Source organism: Stenotrophomonas sp. YJH_SMC_36 (assembly GCF_059369935.1).
This window is the reverse complement of sequence record NZ_JCAFTD010000005.1, coordinates 13,207-25,058: the sequence shown is the minus strand read 5'-3', so window position 1 is coordinate 25,058 and position 11,852 is coordinate 13,207. Positions and strand designations below refer to the sequence as shown.

Below are 11,852 nucleotides of genomic sequence, written 5' to 3'. Positions count from 1 at the left end.
AATGCCCGGCTTCTTCCGTTCAGACCCGAACGATCACTGTGCCTTGATCGCCATCGCCTGCAGGCCGGTGCCATCCAGCTTCTGCTTGGCTTCGGACAGCTCACCGGCGCTGCCGTAGGGCCCCATGCGCACGCGGTACACGGTCTTCCCATTGATCTGCGCCGACTCCACCCGTGCCGCCAGGCCCATCATCGCCAGCTTGGCCTTGGTGGCCTCGGCGTCGCCGGAGGCGCCGAACGCACCTGCCTGCAGGATGTAGCGCGCGTTGTCGCCGGCCACGGCCGGTGCCGCAGCGGCGGTCGGCGCCGCGTCCACGCGGGCGGCCTGCGCGGTCGATGCCGTGCTGGTCGCCGCCGGGCTGGTCGTGGCCGGTGCAGCCGTTGCCGGGCGTTCGCTCAGCGGGGCAGGCAGCGGACGGCTGGTCGCGGTCACCGGTGCCGTGCTGGCGACACTGGCCGTTGCGGTCGGTGCCGGCGTTGCGGGGACCGGTTTGCCTTCCAGCGCCGCCTGCGCGCGCTGCGCTTCGGCCTTGGCCCGGCGCTGTTCCTCGGCGCGGGTGCTGGCGGCCAGTTCGGCATCGGACATCTCCACTTCCTTGCCGGGCAGCAGGGTGTAGAAGTCGTACTGGGTCGCCGCCGGCTTCTCGGCTTCGGCAGGTTTCGGCGTGGCCGGTTGTGCGGCTGGCTGCGTGCCGACATCGCTGTCGGCATCGGCGACCGGCGCCGGCTGCGCGTTCGGGTTCGGCTGCGGACCGGCGCGCAGGAAGCCATCGCCCTCGCCCTTGAACAGATTCGGCGCCGCCAGGAACACCACGGCGGCGATGGCCACACCGGCGACCAGCCACACCCATCCCGGGGTGCCCTGGCTGCTGCTGTTGCGTCGTGCCTGGTTTTTGCCGCGTCGTGCTGCCATGTGTACTGCGTCTCCTGATGCTTACATTTTTTCCGGGGCGCTCACGCCCAGGAGGTCGAGGCCATTGGCCAGCACCTGACGCGCCGCGCAGGCCAGCGTCAGCTTGGCGTTGCGATCGTCGGCGTCGTCCACCAGCACCGGTGTCCCGTGATACCACGTGTGGAAGGCATGCGCCAATTCACGCAGGTACTGCGCCACCAGATGCGGCTCCAGCGCCACGCCGGCGGCTTCGACCACTTCCGGATAGCGCGAGATCTCGTTCATCAGCAGCAGCGAGGCGTCATCGGCCAGGCGCACGAGCTGACCCAGGCCACTGCCCTGGTCATAGGCCAGGCCCTTCTCCTGCGCCTGGCGGAGCAGGCTGCACACGCGGGCATGCGCGTACTGCACGTAGAACACCGGGTTGTCGTTGCTCTGCTGGCGGGCCAGATCGATGTCGAAGGTCAGCTGCGAATCGGGCTTGCGCGCGATCAGGAACCAGCGGGTCGCATCGCGTCCAGCTTCTTCGATCAGGTCGCGCAGGGTGAAGTAGCTGCCGGCACGCTTGGACAGCTTCACTTCCTCGCCGCCGCGCATGACGGTGACCATCTGATGCAGCACATACTCGGGCCAGCCCTGCGGGATGCCCACTTCCAGCGCCTGCAGGCCTGCACGCACGCGCGCCAGCGACCCATGGTGGTCGGCGCCCAGCTCGGTGATCGCGCGCTCGTAGCCGCGCTGCCATTTGGACAGGTGGTAGGCCACGTCCGGCACGAAGTAGGTGAAGGTGCCGTCGGACTTGCGCATCACGCGGTCCTTGTCGTCACCGAAGTCGGTGCTGCGCAGCCACAGTGCGCCGCCTTCCTCGTAGGTGTGGCCGGACGCCTGCAGCTTGGCCACGGTTTCCGCGACCTTGCCATCGGCGTACAGCGAGCTTTCCAGGAAGTAGATGTCGAAATCGACGCCGAACGCGGCCAGGTCCAGGTTCTGCTCGTTGCGCAGGTAGGCCACCGCGAAGCGGCGGATCGCCTGCATGTCGTGCGGATCCTTGGCGCCGACCACGAGGGTGCCTTCCAGGTCGACGCTGGCGCCGGCCATGTAGGCTCGCGCGACATCGGCGATGTACTCGCCGCGGTAGCCGCCTTCCGGCCAGCCCTCCTGGTCCGGGGCGATGCCCTGGACGCGGGCCTGCACCGACAGCGCCAGGTTCTCGATCTGCACGCCGGCGTCGTTGTAATAGAACTCACGCTTGGCGTTCCAGCCGTTGGCGTCGAGCACGCGGGCCACGCAGTCGCCGATCGCCGCAGCGCGGCCATGGCCGACGTGCAGCGGACCGGTCGGGTTGGCCGACACATACTCCACGCCCACCGTGCGGCCGTTGCCGGACAGGTTGCGCCCGTAGTCGTGGCCTTCCTTGATGACCGAGGCGGCTTCGCGCTGGTACGCGGCCGGAGCGAGGTGGAAGTTGATGAAGCCGGGTCCGGCGATCTCGACCTTGCTGACGTCCTCGCTGCGCGGCAGCGCCTCGACCAGTGCCTGCGCCAGTGCGCGCGGGTTGCTGCGCGCGGCCTTGGCCAGCAGCATCGCGGCGTTGGTGGCGAAGTCGCCATGGTCACGGGTCTTCGGGCGCTCGACCACGAAGTCCGGCGGCAGGGAGTCGGCGGGCAGGGTGCCATTGGCGCGCAAGGCTTCGATGCCTTGGCTGATCAGGGCGCGGAGGAGATTTTTCACGAGGCCTGCTGTGAGAATGAGCGGCGGAATCGCCCATTTTAGCGCAGATGCCGGCGGCCACGCTGACCGTTGCCTGCCTGTGCGGTCCCCCCGGGGTCGGCCGGGGGGCCGGGGCTCAGCCGAACAGGCGGGCCTGGCGCTGGCCCAGCAGGCCACGTTCAGCAAACGAAACAGGGCGGCCTTCGCCCACTACGAAATGGTCGAGCAGGCGGATGTCGACCAGGGCCAGGGCCTGCTGCAGCTCCTCGGTGATGCGCGCGTCGGCCGGCGATGGCTCCGGGTCGCCGGACGGGTGGTTGTGGCTGATGATCACGGCGGCGGCATTGAGCTGCAGGGCGCGCCGCACGACCTCCCGCGGATAGACCGCCGCTGCGGTGAGGGTTCCGGCAAACAGTTCCTCGCACGCGATCAGCCGGTGGCGGTTGTCCAGGAACAGCACCAGGAACAGTTCGCGGGCCTGCCCGCGCAGACGGTGCTGCAGGTAGCGCCCCACCGCCCCGGGATTGTCGCCAACTGCTTCGCCGTGCTGCAGTTCGGCGGCCAGGTACCGGTGGGCCAGTTCCAGGCCGGCGGCAAGGGTGCAGCTGCGGGCCGGCCCCAGCCCGGGCAGTCGTGCCAGCTCGCCGGCAGGCCGGTCCAGCAGCACCCGCAGCGGACCGTGCGCGTGCAGCAGGTCGCGTGCGGTCTGCACGGCATCGCGGCCGCCGACCCCGGAGCCGAGGAACAGCGCCAGCAACTCCGCGTCGGACAGCATGGTGGGACCCCGCGCCAGCAGCTTCTCGCGGGGACGTTCCTGTTCAGGCCAGTCATGGATGGGCATGCCTGCATCATCGCCAGCGGCGCCCGGCGCTCCCATCGGCGCTTGCCTCCGATGACCGTCAGCCGATGCCTCAATCGCGCACGGTCTTCAGGTAGTCGAACAGTTCCTGGTTGCTCTGCAGTCCCAGCTTGCGCTTGGCCTCGGCCTTCTGCCGGCTGATCGTCTTCGGGCTGCGGCCGCAGCGGGCCGCGATGGCGTTGATGTTCAGGCCCTCGGCGAGCAGCTGCAGGACTTCCTGCTCGCGCGCGGAGAGCGAGACCGGCGTGCGCTGGAACAGCAGGTCGCGCGACTGCAGGTGATGACGCAGCTGCTGTGAGACGAAGACCTGGCCGGACATGGCTGCCGCGAGCGCCATCGGCAGTTCGGCGAAGCCGGCGCACTTGTCGACCAGGCCATCGATGCCTTCGCGCAGCAGCCTGTCCAGCAGTCCCGGGTGGCGCGCTCCGGTCAGCACCACCACCGGCAGGCCCGGATGACGCTCGCGCAGTGCGCCCAGCAGCGCAGGGCCGTCGGGGCCGACGCCGGGCATGGACAGGTCGGTGAGGACGGCATGGCAGGTTTCACGCTGCAGCAGGTCGAGCAGCTGGGCACCGTCGGCCGCGCTGCCGGCCACCTGCATCTGGTGAGCCTCCAGCACGATACGGATGCCATGCAGTACAACCGGATGGTCGTCGGCGATGATGATGCGCGGTTGCACGCGGGATCCTCGGGGAAGCGGAGCGGCGCACCGGAGGTGGCCAGTACCGATTCTGCAAAGCCGACCAGGGCACGGGTATAGGAAAGTTCCGAATCATCGGCGGGTGAACCCGGGAACTGCGGTAGTGGAAGTTCCATCTGCTGATAGCTGCCAGCTATGTGCGCTGTGCATCGGGACATTACCGACCATCGGGTAAGCTAGCGCCCTCGTTTGCACAGGAATTCCAGGTGGCTGACTCCCCCAACGCATCCCCCGCGCCGGCCGGCGCGCTGGAAGGCCAGAAACTGCTGTTGTGTGTCGGCGGCGGGATTGCGGCTTACAAGGCCCTGGAACTGGTGCGGCGGCTGCGCGATGCCGGGGCGCTGGTGCAGGTGGCGATGACTGCCGGCGCCCAGCAGTTCGTGACCCCGCTCAGTTTCCAGGCCCTGTCCGGGCAGCCGACCCGCACTACGTTGTGGGACAGCGCCGCAGAACAGGCCATGGGCCACATCGAGCTGGCGCGCTGGGCCGACCGCATCGTGATCGCACCGGGCACCGCCGACCTGCTGGCGCGGCTGGCCCATGGTCACGCCGACGACCTGGTCAGCACGTTGTGCCTGGCCAGTACCGCGCCGCTGACCGTGTGTCCGGCGATGAACCATCGCATGTGGCTGCATCCGGCCACGCAGGCCAACATCGCACTGCTGCGCCAGCGGGGCGCGCAGGTGATCGGACCGGTCGACGGGCCGTTGGCCGAGGGTGAGTCCGGCCCGGGGCGGCTGGCCGAGCCGGGTGACATCGTTGCCGCGCTGGCGGCCAACGGCAATGCCGTGGCACCTGCCGCGCCCGCGGCAACCCGCGCGCTGCAGGGACTGCGTGTGCTGATCAGCGCCGGACCCACCTACGAGGACATCGACCCGGTGCGCTACGTCGGCAACCGCAGCAGCGGCAAGATGGGCTTCGCACTGGCCGCGGCCGCGGCGACGATGGGGGCGCAGGTGGTGCTGGTCAGTGGTCCCGTGCAGCTGCCGACGCCGGTCGGCGTGCAGCGCGTCGATGTGCGCTCGGCCGCGCAGATGCGCGACGCTGTGCTCTCATCGCTGCCGGCCGACATCTATATCGGTGCCGCCGCCGTGTCCGACTACACCCCTCGGCAGGTGGCGCCGCAGAAGCTGAAGAAGACCGCCGACAGCCAGTCACTGGTGATCGAACTGGTGCGTACCCCGGACATCCTGGCCGAGGTGGCCGCGCAGACGCAGTCGCTGAAGCTGGTGGTCGGTTTCGCCGCCGAAACCCACGACGTGGAGAAGTACGCGCGTGGCAAGCTGGTCGACAAACGCCTGGATCTGGTGATCGCCAACCAGGTCGGCATCAGTGGCGGTGGCTTCGAAAGTGACAACAACGCCGCCACGGCCTTCTGGCAGGACGGCGAACAGGTATTCCCGGCGACCTCCAAGCGCGAGCTGGCCGAACAACTGCTGGCGCTGATCGCGCGGAGGCTTCAGGCATGACCCAGGTGATTTCATCGCAACCGTTGCAGGTCAAACTGCTCGATCCGCGCTTCGGCGACAGCTGGCCGCTGCCGGCGTATGCCACCGAGGCCAGTGCCGGCATGGACCTGCGCGCAGCGCTGGACACCGCGCTGACTTTGCAGCCGGGCGATACCGCGCTGGTTCCCAGTGGCCTGGCCATCCACATTGCCGATCCGCACCTGTGCGCGGTCATCCTGCCGCGTTCGGGCCTGGGCCATCGCCACGGCATCGTCCTCGGCAACGGCACCGGCCTGATCGATGCCGACTACCAGGGTCCGCTGCTGATCAGCGTCTGGAACCGGGGCCGCGAGGCCTTCACGATCGAGCCGGGTGACCGCATCGCGCAGCTGGTGGTGGTTCCGATTGCCCGCGTCAGCCTGCAGGTGGTGGATACTTTCACCGACAGCGTGCGGGGAACGGGTGGATTCGGCCATACCGGGGTGCGTTGACGGGGGACATTGATGAGCGGCATCGGGGAAAGGCAGCAGGGACGGTCGTTGGGGCGCAGCGCACCGCTGCTGGCAGTGCTGCTCGTGTTGCTGGCCGGCTGGTTCGGCTGGAGCGCCGTGCAGCAGTGGCGCCAGGAGGCAGGTGGCAAGGCGCTGGAAGAGGCGCGTGACCAGGCCGTGCAGGGCCTGCAACAGGCCGCCAGCGGCCAGTTGCAGCAGCTGCAGCAGCAGTTGAAGAACGAGCGCCTGCAGCAGGCGCTGCAGGCCGGCGATGCGTCCGCCGCTGCGCTGGCCCTGCGCGAGAGCTGGTCCGGCGTGGAGCGGGTGGAGGTGCTGGGCGCCGACCTGGCCGCTGCCTACGCCGATCCGGCCACCTTTGGCTATGCGCGCCTGGCCCTGCTGGAGCAGGCATTGGGCGAGGACCGGCCGAGCCTGCGGGTGGTCCGCGATGGGGGAGGCAACCGCCTCGGCCTGGCTGCGCCGGTGCAACTGGGCAGCTTGGGGGCGGCGGTGGTCTACGTCCGTCAGCCGCTGCTGCGCCTGACCGCGCCGCTGGATCAGATCCGCGCACCTGCCAGTGGTTTCCTCGGCCTGCGCCAGGGCACGCACGATCTGGTCACCCAGGGCGATTCCGGCCTGGCGCAGATCGCCGAGGCGCAGGCCAGGCCGATTGCCGGCACCCCGCTGCGGCTGGCAGCGGCCGTGCCCAACGTCGAACCCGGCCCGCTCGGTCTGGGCGCGCTGGCCAGCGGCATCGTCGCGCTGCTGCTGGCCTTCATCGCCGTGCTGCTGCTGGTCGGTCGCGACCGCCTGCCGAAGCGCCTGCCGCTGCCGCGGCGCACGTCCGCCGTCGAGGTGGATGAGGGCCCGACGCTGCGCGAGAGCCTGCAGATGGCGCCACCGCAGGTCGCTGAAGCTGCCGCCGACGCCACAGTGGCACCTCCGCCGCCGGTCCCGGCGGAAGCGCTGGCAGCGGGTATCTTCCGGGCCTACGACATCCGCGGTGTGGTGGGCAGCGAACTGACGGCAAAGACCGCCGCGCTGATCGGCCAGGCCATCGGTACAGCTGCGCTGGAACAGGGCCTGCGCGAGGTGGTGATCGGCCGTGACGGGCGCCTGTCCGGCCCCGAGCTGGCAGCCGGCCTGGCCGAAGGCCTGCGCCGTGCCGGCTGCGCGGTCATCGACATCGGCCTGGCGCCCACGCCGGTCGTCTATTACGCCGCATTCCACCTGCGTACCGGCACCTGCGTGGCGGTGACCGGCAGCCACAATCCTCCCGAGTACAACGGCTTCAAGGTCGTCATCGGCGGCGAAACGCTGTCCGGCGATGCCATCACCGGCCTGTACCAGCGCATCGTCGAGGGTCGCCTGGTGCAGGCGGCCGAACCGGGTGACTACCAGCAGCGCGATGTCGGCGCCGATTACATCCAGCGGATCGCCGACGACGTGCAGCTCGACCGCCCGCTGAAGGTGGTGGCCGACGCCGGCAACGGGGTTGCCGGTGCGCTGGCCCCGCAGCTGCTGGAAGCGATCGGTGCCGAGGTGATTCCGCTTTACTGCGATGTTGATGGCACCTTCCCCAATCATCATCCCGATCCCAGCGAGCCGGACAACCTGCAGGACCTCGTACAGACGGTCAAACGCTTTGGCGCTGATCTCGGCGTGGCCTTCGACGGTGACGGCGACCGCCTGGGCGTGGTCACCGGCGAGGGCAGGATCATCTACGCCGACCGCCTGCTGATGCTGTTCGCCGCCGATGTGCTGATGCGCAATCCCGGGGCGATGGTGATCTACGACGTGAAGTGCACGGGCAAGCTGTCCGACCACGTGCTGCGCAACGGCGGCAGCCCGCTGATGTGGAAGACCGGGCACTCGCTGATGAAGGCGAAGATGCGCGAGACCGACGCCGAGCTGGCGGGCGAGATGAGCGGCCACTTCTTCTTCAAGGAACGCTGGTTCGGCTTCGATGACGGGCTGTACGCCGCCGCGCGCCTGCTGGAGATCCTCGCCCAGCGCGAGGAAACCCCGGATGAGGTGCTGTCCGGACTGCCGGAGATGGTGGCCACACCGGAGCTGAAGGTGCCGGTGTCCGAGGGTACGCCGCACGCCCTGGTGGCGATGCTGGTGGCGGCAGCGCAGTCGCCGGACAACCCGTATGTGGGTGGCCGCCTGTCGACCATCGACGGCCTGCGTGTGGATTTCCCCGACGGCTGGGGACTGGTGCGCGCCTCCAACACCACCCCGGTGCTGGTGCTGCGCTTCGAGGGCGACGACGAGGCGGCGCTGGAGCGCATCCAGGCACTGTTCCGCAGCCAGCTGCAGCCGATCGTCGGCGACACCCCGCTGGGGTTCTGATCGATCCGGGTGGGTGCCGACCGTTGGTCGGCACACCCTCACCCCTTGAAACGCAATCCGACGCCAGGTTCGGTGAACAGGTAGCGTGAATCCAGCGCCGAATCGCCCAGCTTGTGCCGCAGCTTGCCCACCAGGATGCGCAGATAGTGCGTGTCGTGCTGGTGGGTGGGTCCCCAGATCTCCTGCAGGATCTGCGGCTGGGTGACCACCCGGCCGGCATTGCGCAGCAGCAGCGACAGCAGCGCGTACTCCTTGCGGGTCAGCGCCACCGGTTCGCCCGCGATCGCCACCTCCCGGCGCACCAGGTCCACATGCAGATGGCCGTCGTCGAATACCGGAGGCGTGCCATCGGTCGGCACGCTGCGTGTCCGCAACAGCGCGCGCACCCGCGCCATCAGTTCCTGCGTGCCGAAGGGCTTGGTCACATAGTCGTTGGCACCGTTGTCCAGCGCCCGCACCTTTTCCGCTTCTCCGGCACGTACGGTCAGCATGATGACCGGGACCTGGCTCCATTGCCGCAGCTGCTCCAGCACCTGGTGGCCCTCCATGTCCGGCAGGCCGATATCCAGGATCACCAGGTCCATGTCCTCGCTGGCAGCCAGCTGCAGGCCTTCCTGGCCGGTCGCGGCCTGCCTGACCTGATAGCCCTGCGCCCGCAGGCTGATATCCAGGAAACGGCGGATCTGGGTCTCGTCATCGATCACCAGCACGCGCGGGGCCGGTACGCTCGCATCAATCGGGGTCGGGCTCATCGTGGGAGGCTGGCTTGAGCAGGGGCAGGGTGATGCGGATCAGGGTACCGCGACCGTCACGTCCCGGCAGCGCCTGCACGCTGCCGCCATGCGCGCCGATCATTCCCTGGCAGATGGTCAGGCCCAGACCGGTACCATGGCGGCCACGGTCGCCACGCTCGACGCTGTAGAACATGTCGAAGATGCGTGCCCGCTCTTCGTCGGGGATGCCGGGACCGGCATCGATCACGTCGATGCGCAGTTGGCCGTCCAGTTCGCGCGCCTGCACCTGTACCGCGGCATCGGCGGGGGAGAACTTGGCCGCGTTCTCCATGACATTGAATACCGCCTGCTCGACCAGCGCCGGATGCACCCAGATCGGCGCCAGGGTCGGCGGGATATCCAGTTCCAGCCTCACGTTGGGCTGGTAGCGCTGCAGCCGTCGCGCGGCCGACCCGATCAACTCGTCCACCCCGATCCAGTCGCGGTTGATCTTCAGGCCTTCGTGGCCCAGCCGGGTCATGTCCAGCAGGTTCTGGATGTAGCGGTCCAGCCGTTCGCCTTCGACCAGGATGGTGTCCAGCAGCGCGCGGCGGTCAGCCACGTCCATCGCCGTGCCATAGCTGGCCAGGCTGTCGGCCGATCCGATCATCGCCGCCAGCGGCGAGCGCAGATCGTGCGATACCGAAGACAACAGAGCAGAGCGCAGGCGCTCGGTCTCGTTGCTGACGTGCGCCCGCTCCAGCTCGGCCACCAGCCGCGTGCGCAATGCCGCCTGGGCAATGTCGTCCACCATCGCTTCGGCCAGCTGGCGCTGCTCGGGCAGCAGGCGTGCACCTGGCAGATACACGCCGGCCACGCCGATTGCACGGTCCTCGCCATCAAGCAGGGGCAGGAACCACCATTGCGCGCCGGCCAGCGTATCGGTGAAACGCCCGCTGGGCTGGCCGTGGCGCAGCGCCCAGTCGGCGGCAGCCAGGTCGGTGTCGCCGGGCAGGGTGCGGCCGCCGGCGGTGGTGTCCACGCCGATCCGCAGCCATGCCGGCACGTCCATCGCCTGCTCCAGCGCATGGCGGCCGGCCAGTGCCACCTCGCCATCGCCGGCAGCGCTGGCCAGCTGTCGCCCCAGCTGCTGCCGCGCGCGCGCATGCCGGTTGGCGGCCCGCAGGGCGATCACCTGCATGCGCAGCCGTGATGCCAGGCGCCCGGCCACCAGTGCCGCTGCCAGGAACAGGAACACGGTGATCACGCCTTGGCGTGCGCCGATGGCGAAGGTGAAGCGTGGTGCGATGAACAGGAAGTTGTAGGCGAGGAAGCACAGGATCGCGGCCATGACCGCCACGCTGGCGCGGGTGCGGGCTGCGACCAGCACGACCGCCACGATGAACACCATCGACAGGTCGGCCATGCCCACCCAGCGTTCAACCAGCCACGCGACCAGGCAGGCCAGCGCGGTGGCGAGCAGGGCCTGCAGTGGTTCGTGGTTGATGCCGCGCGCCGGCGGCAACAGGCCTTCGCGGCGTGAACGCGCACGTGCCTGCGGCGTGCTGATGATGGTGATCTCGTAGTGCGCACCGCGCTGGATCAGCTGCTGGGTCAGGGTGCGGTTGAACATCCGTGCCAGCGGCCGCTCGCGGGTGCGGCCCAGCACCAGGGTCGAGACACCGTTGTGCGCGGCGTGGTCGAGCAGGGCATCGGCGATGCTGGAGCCATGCAGCAGTTCGGCATCGCCGCCCAGGCGACGTGCCAGCGCGAACGCCGCGTCGATCTCGCGTCGGGTCGCTTCGTCCTGGCGTCGTCCCTGCACCGTCACCACCGTCCACGGCGCATCGCGCCGTTCGGCAATGCGGCGCGCGACCCGCACCAGATACTCGCTCTGCCCGCCACCATCGATCGCCACCAGTACGCCGCGGCGCAGCGGCAGGTTGCCCTCGCCGCGTGCGGCACGGGTCTCGCGCAGGCTGCTGTCGACACGATCAGCGGCTTCCTGCATGGCCAGCTCGCGCAGTGCGGTCAGGTTGGCCGGCGAGAAGAACGCCTGCAGTGCCTGTGCCGCCTGCTCCGGCACGTACACCTTGCCCTGCTGCAGGCGGGCGATCAGTTCGCGTGGCGGCAGGTCCACCAGCACGATGTCGTGCAGGCGGTCGAGCACACCGTCCGGCACGGTTTCGCTGACCCGCACCCCGGTGATGCGCATCACCACGTCATTGAGGCTTTCCAGGTGCTGGATGTTGACCGTGGTCCAGACATCGATGCCCGCATCCAGAAGCTCCATGACATCCTGCCAGCGTCGCTCGTGGCGGCTGCCCGGTGCATTGCGATGTGCCAGTTCGTCGACCAGCACCAGCGCCGGGCGCCGCGCCAGCACGGCATCCAGGTCCATTTCCTGCAGGGCGTGGCCGTGGTAGGCCACGTCCTTCAGCCGCAGCCGTGGCAGTCCTTCCAGCAGCGCCTGGGTATCGGCACGGCCGTGCGTCTCCACCAGACCCACCACCAGGTCGACCCCCCGGCGCAGCTGTTCCTGCGCGCGGTTGAGCATCGTGTAGGTCTTGCCCACGCCCGGCGCCGCGCCGAGGAATACCGTCAGCTTGCCACCGGCTTCGCGTTGCAGGCCTTCCACCAGGGCGTCGGCCTGGCGGGTTCGCAGGTCAGTCATGGCGGCCATTG

The 11,852-nt window shown here is 69.2% G+C and carries 9 protein-coding genes; 3 read left to right on the top strand and 6 right to left on the bottom strand.

The window, feature by feature from the left end:
- Positions 1-33: 33 nt before the first annotated feature.
- The 4 genes from AC5P76_RS10480 to AC5P76_RS10465 all read right to left on the bottom strand — a co-directional run bounded on the left by AC5P76_RS10480 (position 34) and on the right by AC5P76_RS10465 (position 4,139).
- Positions 34-912, bottom strand: coding sequence for an SPOR domain-containing protein (locus tag AC5P76_RS10480; protein ID WP_128987884.1), 879 nt, complete (start codon positions 910-912; stop codon positions 34-36).
- Positions 913-933: 21 nt separating this feature from the next.
- Positions 934-2,622, bottom strand: a complete 1,689-nt coding sequence (gene argS, locus AC5P76_RS10475; protein WP_053516518.1) for an arginine--tRNA ligase — start codon at positions 2,620-2,622, stop codon at positions 934-936.
- Between the two features lie 115 nt (positions 2,623-2,737).
- The gene (radC, locus tag AC5P76_RS10470; protein ID WP_065174506.1) at positions 2,738-3,442 is read right to left on the bottom strand and encodes a RadC family protein; all 705 of its coding nucleotides are present in this window, start codon (positions 3,440-3,442) and stop codon (positions 2,738-2,740) included.
- Positions 3,443-3,512: 70 nt separating this feature from the next.
- On the bottom strand, positions 3,513-4,139 hold the full coding sequence (locus AC5P76_RS10465) for a response regulator (RefSeq protein WP_053516509.1): 627 nt from the start codon (positions 4,137-4,139) through the stop codon (positions 3,513-3,515).
- A 227-nt stretch (positions 4,140-4,366) separates the two neighbouring features.
- Between AC5P76_RS10465 and coaBC the strand changes: the two genes are divergently transcribed.
- The 3 genes from coaBC to AC5P76_RS10450 are packed head-to-tail and all read left to right on the top strand — an operon-like array spanning position 4,367 to position 8,454.
- A complete protein-coding gene (gene coaBC / locus AC5P76_RS10460; RefSeq protein ID WP_065174227.1) occupies positions 4,367-5,629 on the top strand; it encodes a bifunctional phosphopantothenoylcysteine decarboxylase/phosphopantothenate--cysteine ligase CoaBC in 1,263 nt (420 codons plus the stop codon).
- On the top strand, positions 5,626-6,099 hold the full coding sequence (gene dut, locus AC5P76_RS10455) for a dUTP diphosphatase (RefSeq protein ID WP_053516506.1): 474 nt from the start codon (positions 5,626-5,628) through the stop codon (positions 6,097-6,099). The genes coaBC and dut overlap by 4 nt, the downstream gene beginning before the upstream one ends.
- Before the next feature lie 12 nt (positions 6,100-6,111).
- Positions 6,112-8,454 (top strand): phosphomannomutase/phosphoglucomutase, encoded by a 2,343-nt coding sequence (locus AC5P76_RS10450; protein ID WP_253119858.1) that lies wholly within the window; start codon positions 6,112-6,114, stop codon positions 8,452-8,454.
- A 38-nt stretch (positions 8,455-8,492) separates the two neighbouring features.
- Here AC5P76_RS10450 and AC5P76_RS10445 read toward each other — a convergent pair whose 3' ends face one another.
- Complete coding sequence (locus tag AC5P76_RS10445) at positions 8,493-9,206, bottom strand: response regulator transcription factor (RefSeq protein ID WP_053516504.1); 714 nt, start codon at positions 9,204-9,206, stop codon at positions 8,493-8,495.
- Complete coding sequence (locus AC5P76_RS10440; RefSeq protein WP_495222743.1) at positions 9,187-11,841, bottom strand: ATP-binding protein; 2,655 nt, start codon at positions 11,839-11,841, stop codon at positions 9,187-9,189. The genes AC5P76_RS10445 and AC5P76_RS10440 overlap by 20 nt, the downstream gene beginning before the upstream one ends.
- Between the last annotated feature and the right edge of the window lie 11 nt (positions 11,842-11,852).

What these genes read in the sequence shown, in the direction of transcription:
- AC5P76_RS10480 (WP_128987884.1), bottom strand. Translation starts at nt 912, where the DNA reads ATGGCAGCACGACGCGGCAAAAACCAGGCACGACGCAACAGCAGCAGC.
- radC (WP_065174506.1), bottom strand. Translation starts at nt 3,442, where the DNA reads ATGCCCATCCATGACTGGCCTGAACAGGAACGTCCCCGCGAGAAGCTG.
- dut (WP_053516506.1), top strand. Translation starts at nt 5,626, where the DNA reads ATGACCCAGGTGATTTCATCGCAACCGTTGCAGGTCAAACTGCTCGAT.
- AC5P76_RS10450 (WP_253119858.1), top strand. Translation starts at nt 6,112, where the DNA reads ATGAGCGGCATCGGGGAAAGGCAGCAGGGACGGTCGTTGGGGCGCAGC.
- AC5P76_RS10445 (WP_053516504.1), bottom strand. Translation starts at nt 9,206, where the DNA reads ATGAGCCCGACCCCGATTGATGCGAGCGTACCGGCCCCGCGCGTGCTG.
- AC5P76_RS10440 (WP_495222743.1), bottom strand. Translation starts at nt 11,841, where the DNA reads ATGACTGACCTGCGAACCCGCCAGGCCGACGCCCTGGTGGAAGGCCTG.